Source organism: Prochlorococcus marinus str. MIT 9401 (assembly GCF_000760095.1).
GTDB classification, from domain to species: Bacteria; Cyanobacteriota; Cyanobacteriia; order PCC-6307; family Cyanobiaceae; genus Prochlorococcus_A; species Prochlorococcus_A marinus_I.
The window spans coordinates 1-26,442 of the sequence record NZ_JNAR01000009.1 but is presented as its reverse complement, the minus strand read 5'-3'; the positions used below and the strand labels follow the sequence as shown (position 1 = coordinate 26,442).

Below are 26,442 nucleotides of genomic sequence, written 5' to 3'. Positions count from 1 at the left end.
CAGTTCAAAATTTTAAACTTCCATGTTAAAGACACAAAAGGATAAAAAATTAGAGAACTTTTTTTCTTCTAATAATAAAACTAAAAAGAAGAAAAATATAATTGTAGGTCTTTCTGGTGGCGTAGATAGTTCCCTTTCAGCTGCTCTTCTTGTTGAGAGAGGTTGGAATGTTGAGGGACTAACTCTTTGGCTAATGAAAGGAGAAGGTTCCTGTTGTTCTGAAGGATTAGTAGATGCTGCTGGCCTTTGTGAAGATTTGGGAATTAATCATAAAATAATAGACTCAAGGGAAATTTTCGAAAGAGAGGTAATTAAAAAAACTACTGAAAGCTATGAGAAAGGATTCACTCCACTTCCATGTTCGATGTGCAACAAGAATGTGAAGTTTGAAGAGATGCTTAATTACGCAATAAACAAAAAAGACTTTACTCATATTGCGACCGGACATTACGCAAGGATAAAAAAATCATCTTATGCTGAAAGACTTGATTGCAAGAGCTTTGAATTTAAAGACTTCCTTCTTCTCAGAGGTGCTGACGAAAACAAAGACCAAAGTTATTTTCTTTATTCTCTTTCACAAGAAGTATTAAGCAGATTAGAATTTCCTCTTGGTGATATGAAAAAAGAGGAAACGAGAAAGGAAGCATTAAGATTAGGCCTTAGAACTGCTCAAAAACCAGAAAGTCAAGATTTATGTTTAGTTGAGCATTATGGATCAATGCAGAGATTTATCGATAAACACATTGAACCTAAAGAAGGAGAAATTGTGCATGTAAATGGGAAAGTCCTAGGAACGCACAATGGTATTCAGCACTTTACAGTAGGCCAAAGAAAAGGTTTGGGCATCGCTTGGCCCGAACCATTGTACGTAAAAAGTTTAGACAGGATAAGAAACATAGTTTTTGTAGCAGATAAAAGTGATCTATTTAATAGAGAAGCAATAATTAGTGAGGTTAACTGGGTTTCAATCGAAGAACCTAAACAAGAGATAGAAGTAGAAGCACAAATCAGATATAGAAGTCATCCAGTAAAAGGAACTTTAATACCCTTGAAAAATTTAGATAATCCAACTACAACATTTAAATTAATTTTTGAAGAGAGTCAAAGTTCGGTAACACCTGGTCAAGCTGCAGTTTTTTACAAAGGAGAAATTTTATTAGGTGGCGGATTAATTAATTAATTTTCCAAAAGAAATTTAATCCCATTAAAAATATAAACAATAAAAAGATAGGTTTATCTCCAAATTTTGTATAGAAGGTCTTATCGGATGAAAAATTAGGGAAAACTACTTTATTTTGCTCCACATTTAAATCTAGAAGTTGAATTATTTTCCCATCATCTTTAATTAAACCCGAGGGACCAGTATTTGATACAAGTAGATTATCTTTTTTATTTTCAATACTTCTCAATCTTGCCAAAGACAGAAATTGATCATAAAGCTTAGTTGGATAGGGATCTAAATTTGCTGTAGTTATTATTAGTTTTGCACCACTATTAATAGCCTTTCTTATTTTTAATCCATCACTAATTTCATAACAAATAGCCACTGCTAGAGGTTGTGTAAATTTAGGATCAAAAAATCTTGAATCAGAGCCTGGTTGAACTCCTCCTACTGCAGATAACCCTCTTGAAAAACCATCTAGAAATCTTGGTATTTTTTCACCTAATGGAACAAGTCTATTTTTATCTATAAATGAGTTAAAAGATTTATCTCCAATTTGAAATCCGAGTAAAGAACTTCTTAACTCATTATTAGAATTTCTGAATCCTCCTGCCAAGGTATTAACCTTAAAGCCTTTAGATAAATAAAAACTACTATACAGAGTCCCTTCAGGAGCGACAAGAAGTTTTGCTTGATTGGCTAAAGCATATTCTTGAGCAATAGATTGTTTTTCTTTAATAAATTCATCATCTATTTTTAATTTTTCTCTTGTTGGGATATTTGTTTGCCAAATAGCCACAGGATATTCATAACCTCTTTTAATTGGAGTTGTTAAACCCCCAAATAGATGTAAGAAAAAAATAATAAAAAGCCCGAAAACAAATATTTTTTTAAAATGAAGTTTTCTTCTCCATCTACCGTGACTGAAAAATATCCAAAATCCAATCAATATTTGTAATACGCATAAACCACTTGCGCCAATCCATCTTGCCAAACCAGCAAGATAAATATCACCTGGAACAAGACTCTCGCCTAAACCTATCCAAAAAAAAGGTGTTTGAGAAAGTATCAATTCACCAATCCCCCAAGTCAAAGATAAAAAAAATACTTTTAGGGTTAAAGGTAATATTTTCAATTTGAACACATCCTCTTTCCACAGAATAATTTCAACTAACAAACCCCATAAATAAACTAATAACCCACCCAGAAAAGCACAAAATAACAATATTGAAATGGTAATTATTAAACTTGCAAGCCATGAAAAACCTAGCCATGTTAATGGATGAAGATCATAAAGCCAAGAATGACTTATCAAAATAAAGAAAAAACCCCAACAAAAATTTGCTATCCTTCTTTCACTTTCCTTCCATAAAATGAATAATGATATCGGCATAAAAATCGGCCAAAAATGGGTTGCAACAGAAATGCCTCCTAAGATGCCACCTAAACATGGGTAAAAATATTGTTTTAAACTTTTAACTTGAGTTGGGATTAACAATCTAAAATTTCAAATTAAATTTAAAATCACCCATTTATTGTACCTTTATTCTGTAGTATTAGTTTAGTAACTTTCAGAATCTAGGTGAAAGAAGTCTTTATTAGTTTTGCAGTTTTTGTTTTTTGTGTTTCATTAACTATTTTCAGCCAATTTAATTCACCTCAAGTTGTTAATGCTGCCGAATCAGAAAATCAATTAATTCAACAACAGCCTCTTGCAAAATCATCAAATATTTCAAATAATAATTTATTTGAACTAGACCCATCAGATCAAAATCCTATACTTTTCGCTATGGCAGAAGAAACACCATCAGACAGCAATTCAAGGACTACAGAAAGTGGTCTAATTATTGTAGATATCGTAAATGGGGAAGGAGATGAAGCTATTGCTGGGCAAACAGTTACTGTAAATTACACAGGAACTTTAGAAGACGGGACACAATTTGATACCAGTATCGGAAGAGCTCCATTCAGCTTTCCCTTGGGTGCTGGACGAGTAATAAAAGGTTGGGACGAAGGCGTAGCAGGCATGAAAGTTGGAGGTAAAAGAAAATTAACAATACCTCCTGAACTTGGATACGGATCAAGAGGGGCAGGAAATGTTATACCTGCTAATGCGACTTTGATATTTGAAGTTGAATTATTAAAAGTCAATTAAATAAAGTAAGAAAAATATCTAAGACTTTTCAATTTAGTGAATCTCCAAGTAATATATAAACAACACTAAATATTTGAAATGTTAAGTAAATTCATCAATTCTTTTCTAGATAAAAATTCCCCAATGACAGTCCATGCTCACTGTGATGGTCCTTGTGGTGTTTATGATCCAGCATCTACGAGAGTTGCTGCTGAAGCAGTTCTATCAATGACAAAAAAACTTATTGCACTAGAGGCTCCATCTAGCACTGATTCAGCAGAGTGGGCTTCATACAGTAATACATTTTCTAGATATGTTGCTGTTAAAGAAGAGCAAGCAAAAGAAACAAAGAAAGAAATTCTAATTTTGTGGACAGATTACTTTAAACCAGTCCACTTAGAAACTTATCCAGACTTACATGAAACCATTTGGAAGGCGGCCAAATTATGCAGTGCATGCAAAGTTAATATTGACTTAGCCCAAGCCGAAGAACTCATGAATTATGTGGAAAAGATACATAGTATTTTCTGGGCTTCAAAAGGAAGATCAGACGCTTTTGTAAAAGCTAGTTAAAAAGAATTATTTTCAAAAGTTTTTTTGATTTTATTTTTTTTAGGTTTAAGAAGAACTGCCATTATTAGTGGAGAATCGATGCTTCCTTACCTAAAAGAAGGAGACATTGTATTTTTTAAAAAATATAAAAAAAATAAATCAATACTTAAAAATCGACAAATAGTTATTTTTAATCATCCACTTAAAAATAAAAACCTAATAAAAAGGATAAATTCAGTAAATCAAAATAATATTGAAGTTATTGGTGATAATACTGAATTTAGCGAAGATAGTAATAAATTTGGATTAATCAATAACGAAAAAATAATTGGAATTGTCACCTCTAAATTAATAATTCCTAAATTAAAAAATTTTTTAATTCAAAAAAACAGAAGCACTTTTTTGAATCCAAAATAATCCCAAAGAAAAGGAAAGCCCTCCTGCTAAAGCTATTAATCTTTTAATAAATTTTTGACTTGCTTTAAAGATGGTAAAAGATATTAAACAAGTAAAGAGATTCATACTTATTAGTGAACCAATCAAATATGAAATCAAATATAAGCAAGCGCTTATTAAAGGTAGTGCTAAAGCAGGAAGAACTGCAAGAAAATGTGAACCTCCAGCTAAACCGTGTAGCAAACCTAAACCAGTCAAAGCATGTGAGTGCTTCTTATTATTTTTTTGTTCCTTAACATGAAAGTGAAAGTGACGATGGGCGATTCCATTCTCATGCTTATGGGAATGCGAGTGAATACTTAATTGAAAAGAATTTTTTATAGCAAATACTCCAACAATTAGAAGAGAAATTCCAACTAGAAATTCGGCAATATTAGAAAATTTGTTTAATGGCGTAATATCCTTAATAAAAATCGCTAGAAAAGCTAACAAAAGGACACCTGAAGAGTGACCTACGCCCCATGAGAAACTATTTTTAAGAGCTTTTTGGGGATTATTAATCGCTGCTGGTGCCATCGCAATTAGATGATCAGCGCCACTAACTACATGCACAAATCCTGCAACTATACCTGTTAAAATTACAGCCTGCATATATATTCAGTACAACTTTGTTTATTCAATTTTATAGCACGATTTAAAGTCAATATTAAATTGAGTTAAATAATTTCTTGAACGATTTTTCAATATCAGCCTCTCTCATAAAAGTTTCACCAATTAATACTCCCTTGATTCCAATTGATCTAAGCAATTCTAAATCTTCGGCACAATTAATTCCAGATTCACTTACGGGTATAATATTTTGTTTTAAAAATATATCTGCATATGTATGCATCAATTCTAATGATGTTTTTAAATCCGTTTTAAAAGTCTTTAAGTCCCTATTATTTATGCCAATCAAATTAAAAGATTGTAAATTTAGAATCCTTTCTAATTCATGAGAGTTATGGACTTCAACAAGAACACTCATCTTTAAATTATCAGCTATTTTCTTTAAATAAATCAAATCATCATCACTTAAAATCGCAGCTATTAATAATATTGCATCAGCACCAGATACCCTGGCTTTATAAATCTGATAAGCAGAAATAATAAAATCCTTGCATAGTAGAGGAAGATTAGTTGATCTCCTCACAGTTTCGAGTATTTCATAACTACCTTGAAAAAACCTTTTATCGGTAAGTACTGAGATACATGATGCTCCTAATCTTTCATAACAAATTGCTATGTTTTCAGGGTTAAAATCTTTTCTAATAACTCCTTTACTCGGACTAGCTTTTTTTATTTCAGCAATAACTCCTGGTTTTATTTTTGACTCCAAAATATTTTTATAAAAATCTTTGGGAGTAGGAAGTTTTTCAATCTTTTTGATGAGATCTTCTAAAGAGACTATTTTTTTAAAGTTCTTAATTTCAATATCCTTGTGCCATACAATTTCTTCCAGAATATTTTTTGCTTGTGCTTCTCTATGAGGTACAGCATATTCTAAATTTTCTACCCTTACTGTTGGATTTGGTGGCCTGCGTCTTATCTCCATTAATTTTAGATATTATTTTATTTGAGAAGCCGCTTGTTTATATGCGACCTCAACTACTTCGCTAAGAGTAGGATGAGTATGAACTTCTTTAGATAATTCAATTACATCTTGGTTTCTTGAAATAGCGTTAGAAATTTCTTGAATTAAATCAGCTGCATGTAACCCAAAAATATGAGCACCTAATACTTTTCCATTATCTTTATTGAAAATCAACTTTAGCAATCCATCACTCTCCAATTCAGCCAATGCTTTTGAATTAGCCTTAAAGAAACTTTTGACAACTCCCAAAGTAAAATTTTCTTTTGCAGATATCTCTTTAGCTTCAACTTCAGAGAGACCAACTGAACTTATCTCTGGGTGAGTAAAGGTTGCTGCGGGGATACTTTTATAGTTAATTTCGACATTCCCACCGCAAATATTATCAACAGCAATAGTACCCTGCGCTGCAGCTGTATGGGCAAGCATTAGTTTGCCCGTTACATCCCCAACAGCCCAAATATTAGGTATTGTTTCATTACCATTCTTAACTCTCATTTGTTCATCTATAGGAATGAAACCTTTTACTGTTTCGATACCAACCGACTCAAGATTTAAGTTATTACTATTAGGACTTCTGCCAGTTGCAACAAGTACAGCGTCAACTTCTAAAGTTTCTACAACTTCCTTAGATTTTGCATCCGTCAGTTCTATTTTTACAGGGCATCCAGGTGTTATTTTTGTCGCAAAGACATTTGATTTTGTGTCTATATCTCTTGCTTGAATAAGGTTCTTCTTAGCAACTTTAGTGATGTCTGGATCAAATGTTGGCATGATATTCTCTAAAGCCTCGATCATCGTAACTTCACAACCAAGCGCGGTATAGACATCAGCAAATTCTAGTCCTATGTATCCGCTTCCAATAATTGCTATCCATCTTGGAAGCCACTCAAGTTTAACCGCATCATCGCTAGTAAATACGGTCCTATTATCCAAAGTTATTCCACGAGGCACAAAAGGAGAAGAGCCTGTTGCTATAACAATATTCTTACATGTGAAAATTTTATCAATTCCGTTTTTATCTCTTACACCTACTTTTTGATTTCCTTCAATTCTTCCAATGCCCAAAATAATTTCAACTCCGCTCCTTTTAAGAGTTTTTGTTAAATTTTCTCTAACATTTAAAACTAAATTATTCGCATGATCTGCAATCTTTGATCTCTCGAACCTTACTGGTGAAGCATGTATACCAAATTTTGCTAAATGTTCATAATTAGCTATTTCTCTAACTTTTCCACTTGCAGCCAAAAGGGCTTTAGATGGTACACAACCCTTGTTAACACAAGTGCCTCCCATATCAGAAGCTTCTACTATTGCAACTTTCAGTCCTTTACCAGCAGCATGTTTAGCGGCATCAAAACCTCCATATCCTGCTCCAATTACTATTAAGTCAAAATCAAAACTTGAATCAGTCACTTTTTATGAATTTATTTAGAGGTGTATGCGACTCTTTTTCGTTCTAGTAATAACGGAACTGCAACACAAGCCACATTCAATGATTCTACAATCTCACTATGCGGAATTGTAATTGTTTCATTAAAAGCTTCTTGAATTTTTTTATGAATACCTTGACCTTCATTACCCAAAATTAATGCGGTACGTTTAGACCAATCAACTTCCCAGTAAGGTTTTGGTGGTTTTTTTGAACTCTCATTGTGGCTACTAGTAGAGAAAATCTTAAATCCTACATTTGATAATTCAGACAAAGAGTTAAGCAAAGAATTTAATATTTCTTCTTCAATTCCATCAAATCTTAAAAATGGCAGGTGAAAAACTGCACCTGAGGATGCTCTTAATACCTTTTGGCCTAATGGGTGCGCACCTCCAGCTAAAAATATTGCATTAACACCCGCAGCTAAAGCGGTTCTAAATAGATTACCCATATTCCCAGGATCTTGAATTCTGTCGAGAACAAGAACAAAATCATCTTTTCTATTAAATTGATAATTAGGTATTGCAGAAATCTCTACTAAAGCTGCTATCCCATCTGGATTAATTGTTGAAATCGCAGATGCCAAGACTTCCTCTGAGACAATATTTGTTAATGACTCATGAAATTTTTTGCTTAGATTTTGATTCTTTCTTAGCCATTTTTCGGTAACTAAAATCTTGGAGGGATTTTTTCCAGACTTCAGCAATTCTTTAACGAGATGTGTACCCTCTATGCAAAAAAAGTCTTGATCTTTTGGAGATGATCCTCTTTTAAATGATCTAAATCTTTTAACTAGATTATTGTTTTTACTAGTTATTTTTAAAAAAGTATTTTCTATGAGTAATTTAAAAAATTTGTTATCAACTGTATTTTAATTACATAAATATTTTGATCAATTATTTATTAAATTTTTATTTCCCAAGAAATCCAAAAAAATATATTTTCACTTTAAATTAATATTCGTGACGTTACATAGGGTGGACTTACAAGTTTTCCTTTGTCATGATGAATTTAATAAATTAACCCTTAATGATTTGCGTAAGCAAAAAGAAGTCATATCTTAAATCTCAAAATTTAAAGATTTTTGGCCAAGGCAACTTACATGGAAAAGTTGAAATAAGTGGCGCCAAGAATTCTGCCTTAGTTTTATTGGCCTCATCATTGCTTACTAATGAAAGGATAATTCTTGAAAATGTTCCTCGTCTTACCGATATAGAAATAATGGGGCATATCCTAGAAAGTTTAGGTATTAAATTAATCCAAAAAAACAATCGCTTAGAGATAGATCCAAAAAATATTTCTATTAAAGATCTTCCATATGAACTTGTTAATGGATTAAGAGCTAGTTTCTTTTGTATAGGAGCATTGTTAAGCAAATATGGAGAGGCGAAAGTCCCCTTACCTGGAGGATGCAATATTGGTTCAAGGCCCATAGATGAGCACATAAATGGTCTTCAAGCCTTAGGAGCGGAAATTATTATTGAAGAAGGAATTGTCAAAGCAAGAATAAAGGACGAGACTAATAAACTGCATGGTACACATATTAAATTAAAGTGCCCAAGCGTAGGGGCTACTGAAACTTTAATAATGGCCGCATCATTAGCTGAGGGAAGAACTACGATTGAGAATGCTGCAAGAGAACCTGAAATTCAGGATTTATGCCAAATGCTGAATAAAATGGGGGCAAAAATTTACGACTCTGGCAAAGAAAAAATAATTATTGATGGTGTTAATAAGCTGAGCGGTTGTACTCATAAAGTAATTCCAGATCGAATAGAGGCTGGCACTTTTTTAATAGCTGCTGCTGCGACTTCCTCTTCGATAACAATTTCTCCTGTAATTCCTAATCATCTTGAAGCTGTCACGAATAAGCTTCAAGAGAGTGGAAGTAAAATTACGATTAAAGGTAATTCGATTACAATCAAGGGTAAAAAGATCAAAGGGGTAGATATTGAAACAGCTCCTTTCCCAGGATTTCCAACTGATTTGCAAGCACCATTTACAACCTTAATGGCAATAGCAAATGGTGAATCAAAAATAACTGAAACAATTTTCGAAAACAGAATGAACCACGTTCATTTACTTAACAAAATGGGTGCAAATATAAAATTAAATAAAAATATAGCGTATATCAAGGGTGTTAAAAAACTTAAGGGGATGGATCTAGTTGGATCTGATTTGAGGTCTTCAGCTGCATTAATAATTGCTGGGATTGTAGCTGAAGGCACTAGTAGAATTTATGGTTTAGAGCATTTGGATAGAGGTTATGAAAACATTGAATCAAAATTAAAAATATTGGGTATAAAAATAATTAGAGAGTTCAACAAAAAAACTATGACAAATAAGGAATTAAAGACTAGTTCAGATCCCTCAGATATTCCTCGATATAGAGCGGCTTAAGTTGCAAAGAGCGTGAGAAATAATAAATTTTTAAACGTAGGCAATATTGATCAGTGAAATACAACCTAAAAATAAGAGGAACAACACTAAAAAGCGACTAGACCAAATTTTATTTAAACCACTAATCTTTAAATTACTCATGCCCAAGTTCCGCTATTGGATCCAAATGTTGTCAATATAGTTACTGCAATAAAAAGATAAGGGACAAATTTAAAGGATAAATTTTTAGCTTGAGTTTTAGACATTTGCTTTTTTTTAAAAGTATAACACAATATTACTAATCATGAAGCTATCTCCTTTAAAAAAGAGACTTTAAGCGTATTTAAGCACAAAAATGTATCATAAATGTTTAAATTTGCTCTTTTTACCTTATTTCTTGTCAGCAAATGCAATAAATAATTCTATGTTTTTTCGAAAAGATTAAGTTTTAACAAACATTATCTTGATCACTGTTCCTTGACCAAAACAATAGTCAACAAGTTGATTTTTGTTATAATAAAAAAGTTCATTTTTGCAAAAGCCTTGGGAGCGTGGTGGAATTGGTAGACGCACCGCACTCAAAATGCGGCACCTTCGGGTATGTCGGTTCAAGTCCGACCGCTCCCACTTTGATGAATACTTATAGTCGATTCGATATATCTTTCAAGAAAGGAAAAGGTTGCTGGCTATGGGACAAAACAGGTAAAAAGTATCTTGATGCAGTAGCTGGCATAGCAACTTGTAGTCTTGGACATAGCGACAGAGTTTTAAGAAGGAGGTTATCAACTCAACTAAAAAAGATTCAGCACATTTCAAATCTCTACAACATTGAAGAACAAGAACAATTAAGCAGAACTTTAACTAATATGAGTTGTGCTGAAAGCGTTTTCTTCTGCAATAGTGGTGCGGAAGCAAATGAATCAGCAATTAAATTAATTAAAAAATATGGTAATAGAAGAAATAAAGATAAAGAATCATTTATTCTCGCAGCCGAATCCAGCTTTCATGGAAGGACACTTGCAGCCTTGAGTGCCACTGGACAACCCAAATATCAAAAAGGTTTCGAACCAATGATTCAAGGGTTCAAATTTTTTAAATTTAACAATTTTGATTCGGTAAAAAAATTATTTGAAGAGTGTGAAAATAATGATCAAAAAATCTCAGGCGTTTTAGTTGAACCAATACAAGGAGAAGGCGGCGTAATTCCTGGAAATAAAATATTTTTTAAAAGACTGCGAGAAATATGTGATAAATATAATTCTCTTCTCATTTTAGATGAGGTTCAAAGTGGAGTTGGTCGAACTGGAAAAATGTGGGGTTATGAGAATTTAGGAATTGAACCTGATGGATTCACCCTTGCTAAAGGTTTAGGAGGAGGTCATGCAATTGGAGCATTATTAGTAAAAGAAAAAGCCAACATTTTTTCTCCAGGAGATCATGCAAGCACTTTTGGAGGGAACCCATTCGCCTGTAAAGCTGCCCTAACAGTATTAGAAGAGATAAATAGAAGAAATCTCATCAATAATGTTTATCTAAGAGGGGAACAATTAAGTGCTGGGTTTGAAGAGTTGTCAAAAAAATTTCCAAATATTATTAGTGGGAAAAGAGGTTTAGGTTTAATACAAGGTCTTGTGATCAATGATGATTATGCTGATGCAAAAAAAATTACATTAAAAGCTTTTGATAAAAGATTACTGGTAGTTCCTGCAGGAGGAAATGTTGTAAGGATTGTCCCACCATTAGTTATATCTCGAAGAGAAATTAATATTCTTTTGGATAAGCTAAATTCAATTTTTGAAGAGTTATAGCAATTTAAATTTTGAAAAATGCAAATTTAAAATTTTTTGAATTATTATCTCCTAAATATGAAAGGGATAATATCAATTTAGGTTTATCAAGAATTAAAAAAGCACTTCAAGAACTTGGTAATCCTTGCAAGAATATCCCTGCGATTCAGATTATTGGAACCAATGGAAAAGGATCAATCGCATCATATTTAGAAAGTATACTTTTTGAAGCTAAGAGGAATTTCGGTGTAACGACATCTCCTCATCTTCTTGATGTATGCGAGAGGATTAGAGTTAATAAAAAAAATATTAATAAAACTGATTTTGAAAAACTCTATAGATTAATAGAAAAAAATTTTTCAACATTTGAATTAACTCCTTTTGAAAAAATCATTTGCTGCGCACTAAATTTTTTTGATTATAAAAAAGTTGAATTACTCATTCTTGAAGCTGGCTTAGGGGGACGATTAGACGCGACAACAGCCCATAAATCTAGACCAATCATTGCTATTGGGAATATTGGCTTAGACCATAAAGAATTTCTTGGAGATACGATTGAAAAAATTGCCGAAGAAAAATTAGCAGTTATAGAAAAAAACTCAATTGTCATCTCATGCAATCAAAATATTCAAGTTGAAAATTTAATAACCAAAAAAGTTAAAGAGGTAGGAGCAGAAATTATTTGGAAAGATGCAATTTCAAACAGCTATGAACTTGGATTAAAAGGAATTTTTCAAAAGCAAAATGCTTCAGTAGCTGTTGGAGCAATTGAAGCGCTGAATAATTTGGGATTTAATATAGAAGAAAAACACATATCTGAAGGTCTTAAAAAGACATCTTGGAACGGAAGGCTAGAAATAATAAAGTATTTCAACAAAGAAATTCTTGTAGATTGTGCGCATAATTATCCTGCTGCAAAAGCACTCTCTAATGAGCGAAGCAATTGGGAAAATGAAGATAAAGGCATTTTTTGGATTTTAGGTGTCCAAAGACAAAAAGATATTAACGCAATATTAAAAACACTTTTAAAGAAAAATGATCACTTATTACTTGTACCAGTTCCAAACCAACCTAGTTGGCAATTAAATGATCTCTCTCAGATTAAAGAAATTGACTTTCAAAAAACAATTGAATTTAAAACATTTGAACTTGCCATTGAGTATTTATTTTCTTTAGAAAAATGGCCAACTAATCATCCTGTTCTAACAGGTTCTATTTTTTTAGTTGCTGAATTTATTAAATTTGCGAATAAACAGAAATGTTAAATATTAAATTTTTCCCTCACTTCCCAACCTTCCAATTTCCCTGGATTTAATAGCCCTTTAGGATCAAATTTCAATTTCGCTTTTACTTGATCTGCGTCAACCACTCCAAGGCCTCCGCCTTCGACAGTTAAAACATGGGGATTAAAAATAAATGCACCAAGTTTCTTGCAATCTTCCATTATTTTATTCAATTCATCTATCCCATTCCACCTTAATAAAGGCAAAGCGGCTAATCGTGGTGATCCTTGTTGAGAAACCGCCTCTAAATGCCAAAGAACTTTTCTACCCCATTTTTTTCTCAAAAAATTAATCAATTCTAGTTCATCATTAAGTGGCAAAAGCATCTGTAAATACGTCCAATTTTTATCCTTAGACCTCATATGAAGAGTTGTATGATTCCATACGACTTCAGAAATTCCATTGACGAGTTTTTCTTCTTCCCCGAGGAGGGTAGATTCAACTTTGAATTTTTCACAAATTAGCTCGATTGTTTTTATTCCTCCAAGAGTAGATTGAATTAATATCTTGTGACTTCTAGAATTTGCTTTAAACCATTTAGGCATTTGATTTACAATTTCTTCTTCAAGTATTGCTCCTAGTTTCAGATCAATTGCTGCGCTGGTTAGAGTTTTTAATATTTCTATTGTTTTTTCAAATTCAATGCAGTCGATAACTATTGAATACCACTTACGTTTGATATCAGTAGCAAGTATTAAAGAAGTAATTATTCCATTAGTCCCATAAGCATGATTCAGAGGTTCGGATTCTTCAGCATTAAATTTTAATAATTGTGGTTTTTCATTCATCGTTACTGCCTCTAAACCAATAAGATTTCCTGGATCTCTTAAAAATCCCCACCTAATTGAACCAATGCCTCCTGATCCACCTGCAATAAAACCTCCAATTGTTGCAGTTTTCCAAGTACTAGGAAGTAACCTCAATTCCCTCCCATATTTCTCTAATTGTTTATTCAAATCACCCATAACGCAGCCAGACTGAACTTTTACAAAGCCAGTATCTGGATCAAATTCTTCTAACTTATTAAATTGACTCATCTGCATTACAACTCCTTTAAATAATGGGACGGCTTGTCCATAATTACCTGTACCTGAACCCCTTAAAGTAAGTGGGATAGATAATTCCCAACAAATTTCTGCTACTTCCTTTACCGCTTCGTGATCACTAGGTCTTACCACCAAATCAGCAATACATTCGTCTAATTTTTCAGTAAGGATTGGAGAGTAGTTATAAAAATCTTTTGAAAGTCTTTTTACATCGGATTTATTTTCAATGATCTCTAAGTTTTTGACTTCTCTAAATTTGTCTATGAATTTAAGTTTTGATATCATTAATAAAAAATTTTTATACTTTGCATATAAATTAGCTAATTAGCAATACAAATTGCCGTTTATAAATACTTTTCTCTTTAAATTGCTCGAAAAAACATCTGCCCATCTTTGTGCATCTAAAATCACAAAATCGGCAGGACAACCTTTTTTAATTAAACCATCCCATTTTAAATTTAATAATCTGCTTGGAGCTAAAAAAATAGAAGATAGAGTCATTCTCTCCCAGGGATTTAGTTGAAGCATAGGCATCGAGCAAGACAACATATAAAAAGGGTCAAAATTTCCAAATGGATACCAGGGGTCTTGAACATTATCACTACCAAGAGATACATCCACATGTGATTTTTGTAATTGCTTTATTGGAGCAACTGGTCTTTTTAATGAAGTAGTTTTATTACTTCGATTGAGCAGCCAAAAATTTGTTAGGGGTAAGGCAATAACCTTAATATTTTTCTCAGCCATTTTTTCCCCTAAATTTAAAATTTCTCTATTGTTTAGAGAAATTAGACTACTCAAATGACTACAAGTGATCGGAATACTATTAATATTTAATTTTTCTATTGTTTCTAATAAAACTTTAATTCCCGCTCCAGGTTCAATAATTGATTCATCTATGTGCAAATCAATTTCTAATTTATATTTACTCGCAAGAAGAAGCATCTTTGATAGAAATTGGCTTGTATTTTTTTTATTGAAAGGGGGGACAATTACACCTCCTAAAATGCCTCCATTAGAGGAAAATATTTTTGCCAAATCTTCTCCATCATTTGTATCCCAGAATTCCAATGGAGCTAGAGCAACGTATTGTAAAGTTAACTCAGATGAAAATTTTTTTTGTAATTTAAAAAGTTCAAACCAAATATCAATTGATTGACCTTTGTATGTATCAATATGACTTCTAATAGCACGATATCCATTCTGTATCGCAAGTTTTAATGATTTCTCAACTCTTTTAAGAACCTTATCTGTAGTTCTAGTTTTATGTTCTTCAAGATTTACTGATAATGCTCCTTCATAGTTTGATTCCAGATTAGGAAAGTCTACCCATGTAAAAGATTTATCAAAATGCGAATGCGTTTCAACAAATCTTGGGAATAAAATTTTTTTTGGTTTTGTAATTTTATTTTTTAAAGGCTTTAACTCAGAAACAAATCCATCCTCCCAACTAATGGAAACTGAACATAAATCCTCTACATCGATAATGAGGTTATCTATATTTTCTATTGAACAAAGGCTTCTGGGAATAAGAACCTCAGCCGTGGCAGAATTACTCAAATTTTTAAATTTTCTTTTATTTTAAATCATAAGAAATCTTTACTGAATTAGAAAATAATTCAAATTTCTCTAAAAGATAAAAATAACTATGAAAAATAACCCTTGAGTTGTTAAATTTATAAATGTGAGGCGGGCGTCGCCAAGTGGTTAAGGCAGCGGCTTGTGGCGCCGCTATTCGGGGGTTCGAATCCCCTCGCTCGCCCTCAAAAATATTGCACCAAAATTATTTAACTTGTAATTTTGAATTAAAGAATCATAAAAAATTCCTAGTAAAGTGCTCACAAAAACAAAATCTGACGAAAAAAAAACTCAAAAGAATTCAACTACTAGCAGTTATTGGATAACCACATTTGGATGCCAAATGAACAAGGCAGATTCTGAGAGGATGGCTGGGACTTTAGAGAAAATGGGATATACCAGAGCAGATAATGAATTAAATGCCGATTTGGTCTTGTACAACACATGCACTATTAGAGATAATGCAGAGCAAAAAGTTTATAGCTTTCTAGGGAGACAAGCAAAAAGAAAGCACAAAACACCTAACTTAAAACTTGTTGTTGCAGGTTGTCTTGCTCAGCAAGAGGGTGAGTCATTATTAAGAAGAGTCCCAGAACTAGACCTAGTAATGGGCCCTCAACATGTAAATAACCTTGAGAATCTTCTGGGGAAAGTTGATTTAGGAAATCAAGTTGCCGCGACAGAAGAATCCTTCATTTCTGAAGACATAACTAGTGCCAGGAGAGAAAGCTCTATTTGTGGCTGGGTTAATATCATCTATGGATGTAACGAAAGATGTTCATATTGTGTAGTCCCCTCTGTAAGAGGAAAAGAGCAATCAAGATATCCAAATGCGATAAAAAGTGAGATCCAAAAATTAGCTGATGATAATTTTAAAGAAATTACTCTTTTAGGTCAGAACATTGATGCTTATGGTAGAGACCTTCCAGGAACTACAAAAGAGGGAAGAAAAGAGAATACCCTAACTGATCTTTTGTATTATATTCATGATGTTAAAGGAATACGCAGAATAAGATTTGCTACTAGTCATCCAAGATATTTTTCAAAAAGGTTGATTCAAGCTTGTTATGAACTTGATAAAGTCTGTGAACATTTCCATATCCCCTTCCAAAGTGGAAATGATGAAATTTTAAAGCAAATGTCCAGAGGATACACTATCAAAAAGTATAAAAATATTATCGAGAACATAAGGTCATTAATGCCAGATGCATCAATTACAGCTGACGCGATAGTTGCTTTCCCAGGAGAAACCGAGCAACAATATCAAGATACATTAAAGCTAATATCAGAAATTGGCTTTGATCAGGTCAATACAGCAGCATACTCTCCAAGACCAAATACGCCTGCAGCAGTTTGGACGAATCAACTTTCTGAAGAGGTAAAAAAAGCTAGATTACAGGAAATTAATGATTTGGTCGAGAAAACTGCTAGGAGTAGAAATCAAAGATACATCAACAAGATCGAAAGCGTTTTAATTGAGGGTTTTAATCCAAAAAATTCTTCTCAAATTATGGGTAGAACTAGAACAAATAGATTAACTTTCGTAGAGATTCCCAAAAACATTAACTTTAATTTTTCTTTGGGAGATGAGATAGATGTCAAAATAAATGAAGCAAGACCTTTTTCTTTAACAGGCGAAGTTAATTTATGATTTTTTTCTAAATGATTGGGGGTAAGAAAAAATGTATTGGGTTAATATTTGGCGGGAATTCCAATGAACATGAAGTATCGATATCCTCTGCGAAAACAGTTTATCAAGCATTTAATTCAGAAATAAATAGTGAACGCTTTACAGTTAAAGCTTTTTACATAAACAAATATGGAGATTGGCTTGATAGTAATAATTCAGAAAAAATCCTAAATGGTGAAATTGAAAAAAATAAATCAAAAAAACAAGAAATCTTTAATCAAGAAAAAATTAATTTCCTTGACGGAATTGAATTTCAAAATATTGATGTTTGGTTTCCTCTTGTACATGGATTTAATGGTGAAGACGGATCAATTCATGGCTTACTTAGATTTACAAAGAAACCTTTAGTCGGATGTGGAATTATTGGCTCTGCACTTGGAATGGATAAAATATTAATGAAAACAATTTTCTCAAATCTTAAACTTCCACAAGTTAATTATCTAGTTTTTCAAAATGAAAATCTCCACGATAAGGAAGTAAAAAATAAAATAATTAATGAAATTTTAAAAAATTTAAAGTTTCCTATTTTTGTTAAACCATCAAACTCCGGATCATCTCTTGGCATCTCCAAAGTCAAAAATGAATCAGAAATATTACAAGCATTAGAAAAAGCTCGGGAAATAGATTCAAGACTTTTAATAGAAGAAGGTTTAGAGGTAAGGGAGATTGAATGCGGAATAATTGGAAATTCAAAACTCTTAACCTCTGAGATAGGCGAGGTAAATTACGAAAGTGATTGGTATGATTACGATTCAAAATATCACTCAAATAATAAAATAATTATCCCAGCCGAAATAGATTCTAAAATCACAAAAGAAATTAAAGAAATTGCTATCAAAAGTTGTAGAGCACTAAATATTTTCGGTTTTGCAAGAGTAGATTTCTTTTTAGAAAAATCTTCAAATAAAATTTTGCTAAATGAAATAAATACAATTCCTGGTTTTACAAAAAACAGTATGTTTCCAATGCTTTGGGAAGCTTCAGGTTTAAAAATTGAACAACTTGTGGCTAAACTGGTGGATATATCACAAGATTCATAATTCAAATCAAATGTTGCATGGACTTCTTTGGTTACCATTACTTTTAATCTTCGTTTTATTAACTGCTTTAGGATGGTTAGAAAGAAGAAGACAAAATCTTTTTAGGAGCTGGGCTAGTGGTTCTGAACTTTGTAAGTTAGATAGTTCAGGTGCAGCATCCTTAAAAGATGGAGAATTAAAATGGAGCGCATTTGAAGCTGGGAAATTCGAAGAAAAAGATAGTTTTACAATCAAAAAACTTGAATTAGTTGAATTAATGGCCCTAACTTCAGGAGAAGCACCCCTAACAAGTGAATCTCAAGGAAAGTGCAGGTTAAGATTAGTTGGCAATGGGAAAGAGATGGATGTGCCATTTTCAGATGCGGAACAAGCGAGAGGATGGATGGATCAATTGATGGAAAAAGCTAGATGTGATTTGTGAAGAACCAGAAAAGAATTAATTGCAGAAAATTTTTATTTCTAATTTTATTTTTATTTTCAACAAGCTTATTAAGCTTAAGAACATTAAAACAAGTAAATATTGAGGACATTAGAATTTCTGGGAGCAAATTATTCTCGCAAAATGATTTGGTAAATAATTCATCTTTAAAATTTCCAATCCGATTAATTTTTATTAATACTAATTTTTTAGAAAAAGAATTAAAGCAAAATTTATCTCTTAAGAATGTTTCAGTAAATAGACAATTATTTCCTTTCGGTTTAAAAATCGACGTTAATACGAGAATTCCAATTGCTTTTGGCGAGAGATTAATAAATAAAGAAAAAAAATTAGGATTTATTGATAAAGATGGAATTTTTATTGATAAACAAAATGCTGACGAAAAAAATTTGAACAACTTAACAATACAAGTTTCTGGATGGAAAAAAAAATTTAAAAATACATTATCTATAATCTTAATTGCCGAAGAGAATTATGAATTTGAGATAGTAAGAATAAATTTTTCACCAAATGGTTTTCTAACTATTGAGGAAAAAGATTTAAAAACAATCTTACTTGGATTTAATCCAAATTTAATTAACTATCAATTGCAAATTATAAACAACCTAAAAAATGAATTTAAGAAAAATAATTTTTCTAAAAAAATTGATAGTATTGACCTTACCGATCCAAATAAACCGAAAATAAAAGTGTTCAAACCCTAATATTTAGAAATAGATTTCGAATAATTTTTTTTAATTATTGTAGTGTTGATGTGGGTTTTGCATCTAAAACAAAATATTTAAAAAATAAATATTTTAAGGATTTTCCTCAACAATTTCCTACAGAAGAGCTTAGTAAGTTCATAATGCACCCAATACTAGTATTAGATTCCCTATTCAGAGATGAGCTTCGGTAACAATCCAAACTTTGATCAATCGAGAGAAATTCTTCCAAGCCAAAACGCTAAAATAGAAGTTATTGGTGTAGGCGGTGGTGGAAGCAACGCTGTAAATAGAATGATAAATAGTGACTTGGAGGGTGTATCATTTCGAGTCCTCAATACCGATGCACAAGCACTACTACAGTCTTCTGCAGATCGTAGAGTTCAACTAGGACAAAACCTTACTAGAGGTTTAGGTGCAGGGGGGAATCCAAGTATAGGTCAAAAAGCTGCCGAAGAATCTAGAGATGAGCTTCAACAGGCTCTAGAAGGATCTGATCTAGTTTTCATAGCCGCTGGGATGGGAGGCGGAACAGGTACAGGCGCAGCTCCCGTTGTCGCAGAAGTTGCGAAACAAAGTGGGGCCTTAACAGTAGGTATAGTCACCAAACCGTTTTCTTTTGAAGGGAAAAGACGAATGCGCCAAGCAGAAGAAGGAATTGCAAGATTAGCTGAAAACGTAGATACTCTTATAGTTATTCCAAATGACCGCCTAAAAGATGTAATAGCAGGAGCTCCCCTTCAAGAAGCATTCAGAAACGCTGATGATGTTTTAAGAATGGGCGTCAAAGGTATCAGTGACATAATTACATGTCCAGGATTAGTTAATGTTGATTTCGCTGACGTAAGATCTGTTATGACAGAGGCGGGAACAGCTCTTCTTGGTATAGGTATTGGTTCAGGAAGATCTAGAGCCTTAGAGGCAGCACAGGCAGCAATGAATAGTCCTTTATTAGAAGCAGCTAGAATTGATGGCGCTAAAGGCTGCGTTATAAATATTACTGGTGGCAAAGATATGACTTTAGAAGATATGACCTCCGCCTCTGAAATTATCTATGATGTTGTTGATCAAGAAGCAAATATTATCGTTGGTGCAGTGGTAGATGAATCAATGGAAGGGGAGATACAAGTTACTGTGATTGCTACAGGATTTGAAACGAATCAACCCTCAAATCAACAAAGAATAAAAAACAGATTATCAAATCAATCCTTATATAATTTATCCGATAATAAAGAATCAGGAGCAAGTATTCCTGAGTTTTTAAGAATAAGGCAAAATAAAAAAGATATTGGTTAAGAGGTAAAATAAAGTGACTCGGTTATCTCGCCTGCCTCAAGCATCCCTTGTGGCTGCTACCTTCCGGTCCTGACCAGGTTTAGGCGTTAAAACCGCGAAAGGCCGAGTCAAGATAATACTAGCAATTCTTGATTAAAAAAGATACATAAATTTCTAATGTTGCCTTCAGAACTCGTTAAGTATAAAAAAAAATCTCAAAAAATTATTGCACTAACTGCATGGGACTCTATATCAGGATCGATTGCTGAACAAGCTAATGTAGATATCGTCTTGGTAGGAGATTCCTTAGCAATGGTTTGTTTAGGATACAAATCAACATTGCCATTAACTTTAGAGAATATAATTTATCATACTAATGCTGTTTCGAGAGGATTTAAAAAGAAAATTGAAGAACAACCTTTAGTTATCACAGATATGCCTTTTCTGACTTACCAATGTGGAGAGGATAAAGCTGTCGAGTATGCAGGGAAAATCATTCAGAAGACTTATGCAAAGGCTGTAAAGGTAGAAGGGGCTGAACCAGAAATACAAAAAGTTATTTCTAGATTAATAAGAATGGGAATACCTGTTATGGGTCATATAGGTCTTACACCACAAAGCTATTTAAATCTTGGATTAAAAAAACAAGGAAAAAGCTTAGAAAGCCAAGAAAAAATCAAGAGAGAGGCTTCTATTCTTGAAGAATTAGGATGTTTTTCAATAGTTCTTGAACATATTCCTGATTTACTAGCTAAAGAAATACAAAATACTTTAACAATTCCCACAATAGGAATAGGTGCAGGTAATTATTGCGATGGGCAAGTAAGAGTTACTGCAGATTTGTTAGGTCTCAATGAGGATCAACCACCATTTTGCCCGCCGATTATTCAAGGGAAGGAATTATTTAAAGACAAATTAAAAGAATGGGTAGACTCAGAAAGACTTAATTAATATCGTCCCACCATTTAAACATGGAAATAAGAATTTGATTGCTAAGTTCCATCCCTTTTGGATCGCTTAAAAAGAACCTGTCCCCTTTTTTTATTAAAAGTCCACTTTCAAGAAATCTTTCCCATTTTTCAAGCAATTTTCTTAGGTTTCTTTTGAATATTTTGTTTTCCCAGTTTTGTTCTTTAAACACCTCGTGGATATCTATCCCCTCTTTAAGTCTCAATCCCAACATTATTTTCTCATCGATTTCTTTGAAGACAAAATCCATATTAGTTAGAGATGAATCTAGATTCAGTTCACATTGCCTAATTACCCATTCTTTATATTCTTTACTAACTCTTGGTCGAGTTAACTTTTCCCCCCAAGGCGCACTAGTCGAACCTTGACCAAAACTCCACCAACCTAATCCACTCCAATAAACTCTGTTATGTCTGGATTGATGACTGGGGAGACAATAGTTTGAGATTTCATATCTTGAGTAACCTGAGTTTTTTAAGATTAGATGAGTTGCTTCACTATTTCTAAAAGCTTCTTCATCACTTGGAAGTTCTAACTTTCCTAAGTTAACTAATTTCTTAAAAACAGTTCCATCTTCAATATTTAAATCGTAAATAGATAAATGTGGTGGTAAAAATGTTATTGTTTTTTTTAAGTCATCTTGCCACTCTTTAAATCCACTAAGTGGTAAATTTTGAATTAAATCTAAACTCCAACTTTTTATTAACCCAGAATCATAAACTTGCTTCAACCATAAACAGGATTTTTCAGCATCCTCTCTCGAATGACGCCTTCCCGAGTTTTGAAGTATCTGATTATTAAAACTTTGTACTCCGAGACTAAATCTATTTATCCCAGCGTTTATAAATCCATAAAGATCATCTTGATTAAAACTTGCTGGATCAACCTCCATAGTAATTTCAGCACCATAGTCAATTCCATAATTCTCTCCAAAAAGATTAATTAATTCTTTAATTTGCTGTGGATCTAAAATTGATGGCGTACCACCACCTATATAAATTGTCGAAAGAGGTGATTTATGCTTAATTGACAATATTTCTTTATGTAAAAAATACAAATATTCTTTAACAGTTTTACTTCCATATCCTTTTAAAGTTTCAACTTTGTTTCCTAATGGAATGACTGCAAAATCACAATAAAAGCACCTTCTGTGGCAAAAGGGTATATGCACATAAGCACTTCTTGGAAACTTATTCATAATCTAAATACATTTTAAGCTCCAAAAAAAGTATTAAGGATTGAAAAAAACTAAATCCTTATTTACTCAATTAATAAATACTAGTAGATTATAGATATGACAGATATCTTGGTATTAATTTTATTTGTATTATCTGGGGCCGCTTCAGGATGGCTTGGAGTTGATTTATTACCAGTAGACATACTCAAACAAGTATCTAACGTAGAGGGTTTTAGAATTGTTTTAGCTATAATAGGTTTGTTTATAGGGTTAGCAGCAGGTTTTGTCTTTCTTCAACTCAGGAAGACTTTTCTTGATCAAATTAGGACAATGCCTACAGACTTATTAATAAGTAGGTCGGTTGGTTTAATTTTAGGATTGCTAGTAGCAAATCTCCTACTTGCTCCAATACTATTAATTCCCTTCCCTAGGGAAGTCTTTTTTGCAAAACCTTTAGCAGCAATACTAAGCAATATTTTCTTTGGTGCTCTTGGTTATAAGTTAGCAGACACTCATGGGAGGACACTATTAAGATTATTTAATCCAAATAATACTGATGCATATCTAGTAAATGAAGGAATACTTCCTGCTGCAAGTCCAAAAATTCTTGATACAAGTGTAATTATTGATGGCAGAATAAATGGCTTATTAAGTTGTGGATTGTTGGAAGGACAATTAATTGTTGCTCAAAGTGTAATTGATGAATTACAAACTTTAGCTGACTCAAGCAGTAATGAAAAAAGGTCTAAAGGCAGAAGAGGTTTGAAATTGTTAAAAGAATTAAGAGATTTATACGGGAGAAGACTTGTAATAAATCCAACAAAGTATGAAGGTAATGGGGTAGATGAAAAGCTCTTGAAAATTACTGAAGATATGACAGGAACACTAATTACAGCCGATTATAATCTCTCTCAGATTGCGGAAGTTAAAGAACTAAAAGTTATGAATTTGAGTGATTTAGTCATTGCTTTAAGGCCAGAAGTACAACCAGGAGAATCACTTAATATAAAAATTGTAAGAGAGGGTAAAGAAAAAATGCAAGGTATTGGATATTTGGATGACGGAACGATGGTTGTAATTGACGAAGCAAAGAATTTTGTGGGAAGCAGATTAGATATTATTATCACAGGAGCACTACAAACTCCAACTGGAAGGATGGTATTTGGAAAACTAATAAATAATCCTGAGTCAAACAAATCTTTTAAATCACCAGCGACACAGGGCTAAATCTAGCTAGAATCAATTCATTATTAATTTTGTCATACAAATGACTGTATCTGCTCCTTATTACGGCGAGAACACCGTTATGAGGACCCCGCCCCCTGATCTCCCATCTCTTTTACTTAAAGAGAGAATAGTCTATCTTGGTTTACCATTATTCTCAGATGATGATGCCAAAAGACAACTAGGAATGGATGTTACTGAGCTAATAATTGCTCAACTCCTTTATCTTGAGTTTGAGGATCCAGAAAAGCCTATCTATTTCTATATCAATTCAACAGGGACAAGCTGGTACACTGGCGACGCAGTTGGTTTCGAGACAGAAGCTTTCGCTATCTGCGATACCATAAGCTATATTAAACCTCCAGTACACACAATATGTATTGGACAAGCGATGGGGACCGCTGCAGTTATCCTTTCATCTGGTACTAAGGGGCAAAGAGCCGCTCTTCCTCATGCCTCTATTGTTTTACATCAACCTATAAGCGGAGCAAGAGGTCAAGCAACCGATATCCAAATAAGAGCTGAAGAGGTTTTGAAAAATAAAAAATCAATGCTGGAGATTCTATCTCGTAATACTGGAAAGACTATTGAAGAACTCTCTAAAGACTCTGACAGAATGAGTTATCTTAACCCTCAAGAAGCCCTAAATTATGGCGTTATCGATAGAATACTTACAAGTCAAAAAGATTTACCAAATAAAATTTAACTCTCACAAACAACTACTTTAAAATCATGCCAATAGGAACTCCAAGTGTGCCTTACAGACTTCCCGGAAGTCAATACGAAAGATGGGTTGACATATATACAAGACTAGGTGTTGAAAGGATTCTTTTTCTTGGACAAGAAGTGAATGATGGTATTGCTAATAGCCTTGTTGCACAGATGCTCTATCTTGATTCTGAAGACAATTCCAAACCAATTTATTTATATATAAACAGTCCAGGAGGATCAGTAACTGCTGGCTTGGCTATTTACGATACTATAAAATACGTGAAAAGTGATGTGGTAACCATTTGCGTAGGCCTCGCAGCCTCAATGGGCGCGTTCCTGTTGGCCGCTGGCACAAAAGGGAAAAGAGTTGCGTTGCCCCATAGCAGAATAATGATTCATCAACCTCTAGGAGGAACTTCTCAACGCCAAGCTAGTGATATTGAAATAGAAGCTAAGGAAATTCTGAGAATTAAAGACATGTTAAATATGTCTATGGCAGATATGACAGGCCAATCATTTGAGAAAATTGAAAAGGATACTGATAGAGATTATTTTTTAAGTGCGGAAGAAGCAAAAAACTATGGACTAATTGATAGAGTAATCAAACATCCAAGCGAAGCAAGTCATTCTTAATTTTCTAAATAAATATTTTAATTTTAATTTTTAAATTAATAATTTTTTGGTTTATTTACTCCTTTAATGTCTAAAATATTAATTATCAAATGCAAAGAAGTTACAACTAATGACCCAACTCTTTTACGACACAGATGCCGATCTAAGTCTTTTAAATAATAAAACAATATCGATAATAGGATATGGTTCACAAGGTCACGCGCATGCTCTAAACCTTAAAGATAGTGGTTTAGATGTAATTGTCGGATTATATAAAGGAAGCAAGTCTGAAAGCAAAGCTATTAGCGATGGTCTGCAAGTATTTAGCGTTTCTGAAGCTTGCGAAAAAGCAGACTGGATTATGATTCTCCTCCCAGATGAGTTTCAGAAGGATGTTTACCTTAAAGAAATAGAACCAAACTTAAAAGAGGGAAAGATATTAAGTTTTGCTCATGGCTTTAATATTAGATTCGGACTTATCAAACCTCCTAGTTTTGTGGATGTTGTAATGATTGCTCCAAAAGGGCCTGGACACACTGTTCGTTGGGAATATCAGAATGGTCAAGGTGTTCCAGCTTTGTTCGCAGTTGAGCAGGATTATTCTGGAAGTGCAAGATCTTTAGCAATGGCTTACGCTAAGGGGATTGGAGGAACGCGAGCTGGGATACTTGAAACTAATTTTAAAGAAGAAACAGAAACTGATTTATTTGGCGAACAAGCGGTTTTATGTGGAGGATTATCAGAACTCGTTAAATCAGGCTTCGAAACTCTTGTAGAGGCAGGATATCAACCAGAACTTGCATACTTCGAATGTTTACATGAAGTTAAACTAATTGTTGATCTAATGGTAAAGGGAGGCTTATCTCAAATGAGAGATTCCATTTCCAATACCGCAGAATATGGAGATTATGTAAGTGGCAAAAGACTTATTAATAGTGATACGAAGAAAGAAATGCAGAAAATTCTAAAAGATATTCAAGATGGGACTTTCGCAAAGAATTTTGTGGAAGAATGCGATAAAAACAAACCCTTAATGACAAAATTAAGAGAAGAGAACTCAAAACATGAAATTGAGAAAGTAGGTAAAGGACTGCGCTCGATGTTCAGTTGGCTGAAATAAATTTATTTTTAATATTTCTTGGATCGATTGGTTTTGATTTATTGATTGGCGACCCAAGATCCTTAATACACCCTGTTCAAATAATCGGCTTTTACATAAAAA

Annotated in this window: 25 protein-coding genes, 2 tRNA genes, 1 other RNA gene and 1 pseudogene; 20 read left to right on the top strand and 9 right to left on the bottom strand. The window is 33.1% G+C overall.

Features of this window, described 5'->3' with window-relative positions; all coding sequences use genetic code 11:
* The first annotated feature begins 22 nt into the window (after nt 1–22).
* A complete protein-coding gene (gene mnmA, locus EV01_RS05480) occupies nt 23–1,180 on the top strand; it encodes a tRNA 2-thiouridine(34) synthase MnmA (protein ID WP_032518247.1) in 1,158 nt (385 codons plus the stop codon).
* Here the strand turns inward: mnmA and EV01_RS05485 are convergent.
* A complete protein-coding gene (locus EV01_RS05485; RefSeq protein WP_032518246.1) occupies nt 1,173–2,660 on the bottom strand; it encodes an acyltransferase in 1,488 nt (495 codons plus the stop codon). The two genes, mnmA and EV01_RS05485, sit on opposite strands and share 8 nt — an antisense overlap.
* Nucleotides 2,661–2,744: 84 nt before the next feature.
* Here EV01_RS05485 and EV01_RS05490 point away from each other — a divergent pair, with 84 nt between their 5' ends.
* The 3 genes from EV01_RS05490 to sodX all read left to right on the top strand — a co-directional run bounded on the left by EV01_RS05490 (nt 2,745) and on the right by sodX (nt 4,265).
* Complete coding sequence (locus tag EV01_RS05490) at nt 2,745–3,317, top strand: FKBP-type peptidyl-prolyl cis-trans isomerase (protein WP_032518245.1); 573 nt, start codon at nt 2,745–2,747, stop codon at nt 3,315–3,317.
* Nucleotides 3,318–3,395: 78 nt separating this feature from the next.
* Nucleotides 3,396–3,869: a superoxide dismutase, Ni gene (gene sodN / locus EV01_RS05495; RefSeq protein ID WP_032518244.1), complete on the top strand. Its 474-nt coding sequence runs from the start codon at nt 3,396–3,398 to the stop codon at nt 3,867–3,869.
* A gap of 24 nt (nt 3,870–3,893) precedes the next feature.
* Nucleotides 3,894–4,265, top strand: a complete 372-nt coding sequence (sodX, locus tag EV01_RS05500) for a nickel-type superoxide dismutase maturation protease (protein WP_413680974.1) — start codon at nt 3,894–3,896, stop codon at nt 4,263–4,265.
* Here the strand turns inward: sodX and EV01_RS05505 are convergent.
* Genes EV01_RS05505 through EV01_RS05520 form a run of 4 tightly spaced genes read right to left on the bottom strand, consistent with a single transcriptional unit; the run spans nt 4,224 to nt 8,144 of the window.
* Nucleotides 4,224–4,895, bottom strand: coding sequence for a hydantoin utilization protein A (locus EV01_RS05505; protein WP_032518242.1), 672 nt, complete (start codon nt 4,893–4,895; stop codon nt 4,224–4,226). The genes sodX and EV01_RS05505 overlap by 42 nt on opposite strands.
* Before the next feature lie 55 nt (nt 4,896–4,950).
* On the bottom strand, nt 4,951–5,838 hold the full coding sequence (gene trpC, locus EV01_RS05510; protein ID WP_032518241.1) for an indole-3-glycerol phosphate synthase TrpC: 888 nt from the start codon (nt 5,836–5,838) through the stop codon (nt 4,951–4,953).
* Between the two features lie 12 nt (nt 5,839–5,850).
* The gene (gene lpdA / locus EV01_RS05515) at nt 5,851–7,290 is read right to left on the bottom strand and encodes a dihydrolipoyl dehydrogenase (protein ID WP_032518240.1); all 1,440 of its coding nucleotides are present in this window, start codon (nt 7,288–7,290) and stop codon (nt 5,851–5,853) included.
* Between the two features lie 11 nt (nt 7,291–7,301).
* Complete coding sequence (locus EV01_RS05520; RefSeq protein ID WP_342625987.1) at nt 7,302–8,144, bottom strand: TrmH family RNA methyltransferase; 843 nt, start codon at nt 8,142–8,144, stop codon at nt 7,302–7,304.
* Nucleotides 8,145–8,335: 191 nt separating this feature from the next.
* On the opposite strand from EV01_RS05520, the gene murA reads away from it, so the two are divergent.
* From murA to EV01_RS05540, 4 genes are all read left to right on the top strand, one after another.
* On the top strand, nt 8,336–9,706 hold the full coding sequence (gene murA, locus EV01_RS05525) for a UDP-N-acetylglucosamine 1-carboxyvinyltransferase (protein WP_032518238.1): 1,371 nt from the start codon (nt 8,336–8,338) through the stop codon (nt 9,704–9,706).
* 524 nt (nt 9,707–10,230) lie between these two features.
* Nucleotides 10,231–10,312: transfer RNA gene (locus EV01_RS05530), tRNA-Leu, on the top strand.
* 5 nt (nt 10,313–10,317) lie between these two features.
* Nucleotides 10,318–11,493: an aspartate aminotransferase family protein gene (locus tag EV01_RS05535; RefSeq protein WP_032518556.1), complete on the top strand. Its 1,176-nt coding sequence runs from the start codon at nt 10,318–10,320 to the stop codon at nt 11,491–11,493.
* Nucleotides 11,494–11,504: 11 nt separating this feature from the next.
* Nucleotides 11,505–12,737, top strand: a complete 1,233-nt coding sequence (locus EV01_RS05540; protein WP_032518237.1) for a bifunctional folylpolyglutamate synthase/dihydrofolate synthase — start codon at nt 11,505–11,507, stop codon at nt 12,735–12,737.
* Here EV01_RS05540 and EV01_RS05545 read toward each other — a convergent pair.
* Nucleotides 12,734–14,086 carry an FAD-binding oxidoreductase gene (locus tag EV01_RS05545; protein WP_032518555.1) on the bottom strand — a complete coding sequence of 451 codons (1,353 nt, stop codon included), beginning with the start codon at nt 14,084–14,086 and terminating at the stop codon, nt 12,734–12,736. The two genes, EV01_RS05540 and EV01_RS05545, sit on opposite strands and share 4 nt — an antisense overlap.
* Nucleotides 14,087–14,125: 39 nt before the next feature.
* A complete protein-coding gene (locus tag EV01_RS05550; RefSeq protein ID WP_032518235.1) occupies nt 14,126–15,361 on the bottom strand; it encodes an amidohydrolase family protein in 1,236 nt (411 codons plus the stop codon).
* 129 nt (nt 15,362–15,490) lie between these two features.
* Here EV01_RS05550 and EV01_RS05555 point away from each other — a divergent pair.
* The 6 genes from EV01_RS05555 (at nt 15,491) to ftsZ (ending at nt 20,548) form a co-directional block, all read left to right on the top strand.
* Nucleotides 15,491–15,563: transfer RNA gene (locus EV01_RS05555), tRNA-His, on the top strand.
* A gap of 72 nt (nt 15,564–15,635) precedes the next feature.
* The gene (gene miaB / locus EV01_RS05560) at nt 15,636–17,030 is read left to right on the top strand and encodes a tRNA (N6-isopentenyl adenosine(37)-C2)-methylthiotransferase MiaB (RefSeq protein ID WP_032518234.1); all 1,395 of its coding nucleotides are present in this window, start codon (nt 15,636–15,638) and stop codon (nt 17,028–17,030) included.
* An 11-nt stretch (nt 17,031–17,041) separates the two neighbouring features.
* Entirely contained in the window at nt 17,042–18,109 is a 1,068-nt protein-coding gene (locus EV01_RS05565) for a D-alanine--D-alanine ligase family protein (RefSeq protein WP_032518233.1), read from the top strand.
* Nucleotides 18,110–18,119: 10 nt separating this feature from the next.
* A complete protein-coding gene (locus EV01_RS05570) occupies nt 18,120–18,530 on the top strand; it encodes a hypothetical protein (RefSeq protein WP_032518232.1) in 411 nt (136 codons plus the stop codon).
* Complete coding sequence (locus EV01_RS0108840) at nt 18,527–19,252, top strand: cell division protein FtsQ/DivIB (protein WP_032518231.1); 726 nt, start codon at nt 18,527–18,529, stop codon at nt 19,250–19,252. The genes EV01_RS05570 and EV01_RS0108840 overlap by 4 nt, the downstream gene beginning before the upstream one ends.
* Before the next feature lie 180 nt (nt 19,253–19,432).
* Nucleotides 19,433–20,548, top strand: coding sequence for a cell division protein FtsZ (gene ftsZ, locus EV01_RS05575; protein ID WP_032518230.1), 1,116 nt, complete (start codon nt 19,433–19,435; stop codon nt 20,546–20,548).
* 12 nt (nt 20,549–20,560) lie between these two features.
* Here the strand turns inward: ftsZ and ffs are convergent.
* Nucleotides 20,561–20,657: signal recognition particle sRNA small type (gene ffs / locus EV01_RS09345), an RNA gene on the bottom strand.
* 47 nt (nt 20,658–20,704) lie between these two features.
* Between ffs and panB the strand changes: the two genes are divergently transcribed.
* Complete coding sequence (gene panB, locus EV01_RS05580) at nt 20,705–21,478, top strand: 3-methyl-2-oxobutanoate hydroxymethyltransferase (RefSeq protein WP_032518229.1); 774 nt, start codon at nt 20,705–20,707, stop codon at nt 21,476–21,478.
* Here the strand turns inward: panB and hemW are convergent.
* On the bottom strand, nt 21,471–22,694 hold the full coding sequence (gene hemW / locus EV01_RS05585) for a radical SAM family heme chaperone HemW (RefSeq protein ID WP_032518228.1): 1,224 nt from the start codon (nt 22,692–22,694) through the stop codon (nt 21,471–21,473). The two genes, panB and hemW, sit on opposite strands and share 8 nt — an antisense overlap.
* Nucleotides 22,695–22,790: 96 nt before the next feature.
* On the opposite strand from hemW, the gene EV01_RS05590 reads away from it, so the two are divergent.
* From EV01_RS05590 to EV01_RS09970, 5 genes and pseudogenes are all read left to right on the top strand, one after another.
* Complete coding sequence (locus EV01_RS05590) at nt 22,791–23,900, top strand: PIN/TRAM domain-containing protein (protein WP_032518227.1); 1,110 nt, start codon at nt 22,791–22,793, stop codon at nt 23,898–23,900.
* A gap of 40 nt (nt 23,901–23,940) precedes the next feature.
* Nucleotides 23,941–24,603 (top strand): ATP-dependent Clp protease proteolytic subunit, encoded by a 663-nt coding sequence (locus EV01_RS05595; RefSeq protein ID WP_032518226.1) that lies wholly within the window; start codon nt 23,941–23,943, stop codon nt 24,601–24,603.
* A gap of 26 nt (nt 24,604–24,629) precedes the next feature.
* Nucleotides 24,630–25,241 (top strand): ATP-dependent Clp protease proteolytic subunit, encoded by a 612-nt coding sequence (locus EV01_RS05600; protein ID WP_032518225.1) that lies wholly within the window; start codon nt 24,630–24,632, stop codon nt 25,239–25,241.
* Between the two features lie 109 nt (nt 25,242–25,350).
* Nucleotides 25,351–26,340 (top strand): ketol-acid reductoisomerase, encoded by a 990-nt coding sequence (gene ilvC, locus EV01_RS05605; protein ID WP_032518224.1) that lies wholly within the window; start codon nt 25,351–25,353, stop codon nt 26,338–26,340.
* Nucleotides 26,328–26,442, top strand: a pseudogene (locus EV01_RS09970) (cobalamin biosynthesis protein); the annotation flags it as partial. The gene ilvC and the pseudogene EV01_RS09970, both read left to right, overlap by 13 nt.

Bases quoted from the DNA above. Each gene is read 5' to 3' on its own strand.
- hemW (WP_032518228.1), bottom strand. From the start codon at position 22,694: ATGAATAAGTTTCCAAGAAGTGCTTATGTGCATATACCCTTTTGCCAC.
- EV01_RS05535 (WP_032518556.1), top strand. From the start codon at position 10,318: ATGAATACTTATAGTCGATTCGATATATCTTTCAAGAAAGGAAAAGGT.
- EV01_RS05565 (WP_032518233.1), top strand. From the start codon at position 17,042: ATGATTGGGGGTAAGAAAAAATGTATTGGGTTAATATTTGGCGGGAAT.
- EV01_RS05570 (WP_032518232.1), top strand. From the start codon at position 18,120: ATGTTGCATGGACTTCTTTGGTTACCATTACTTTTAATCTTCGTTTTA.
- EV01_RS05600 (WP_032518225.1), top strand. From the start codon at position 24,630: ATGCCAATAGGAACTCCAAGTGTGCCTTACAGACTTCCCGGAAGTCAA.
- ilvC (WP_032518224.1), top strand. From the start codon at position 25,351: ATGACCCAACTCTTTTACGACACAGATGCCGATCTAAGTCTTTTAAAT.
- EV01_RS05505 (WP_032518242.1), bottom strand. From the start codon at position 4,895: ATGCAGGCTGTAATTTTAACAGGTATAGTTGCAGGATTTGTGCATGTA.
- EV01_RS05595 (WP_032518226.1), top strand. From the start codon at position 23,941: ATGACTGTATCTGCTCCTTATTACGGCGAGAACACCGTTATGAGGACC.
- EV01_RS05590 (WP_032518227.1), top strand. From the start codon at position 22,791: ATGACAGATATCTTGGTATTAATTTTATTTGTATTATCTGGGGCCGCT.
- trpC (WP_032518241.1), bottom strand. From the start codon at position 5,838: ATGGAGATAAGACGCAGGCCACCAAATCCAACAGTAAGGGTAGAAAAT.
- mnmA (WP_032518247.1), top strand. From the start codon at position 23: ATGTTAAAGACACAAAAGGATAAAAAATTAGAGAACTTTTTTTCTTCT.
- murA (WP_032518238.1), top strand. From the start codon at position 8,336: ATGATTTGCGTAAGCAAAAAGAAGTCATATCTTAAATCTCAAAATTTA.
- sodN (WP_032518244.1), top strand. From the start codon at position 3,396: ATGTTAAGTAAATTCATCAATTCTTTTCTAGATAAAAATTCCCCAATG.
- EV01_RS05545 (WP_032518555.1), bottom strand. From the start codon at position 14,086: ATGATATCAAAACTTAAATTCATAGACAAATTTAGAGAAGTCAAAAAC.
- panB (WP_032518229.1), top strand. From the start codon at position 20,705: ATGTTGCCTTCAGAACTCGTTAAGTATAAAAAAAAATCTCAAAAAATT.
- ftsZ (WP_032518230.1), top strand. From the start codon at position 19,433: ATGAGCTTCGGTAACAATCCAAACTTTGATCAATCGAGAGAAATTCTT.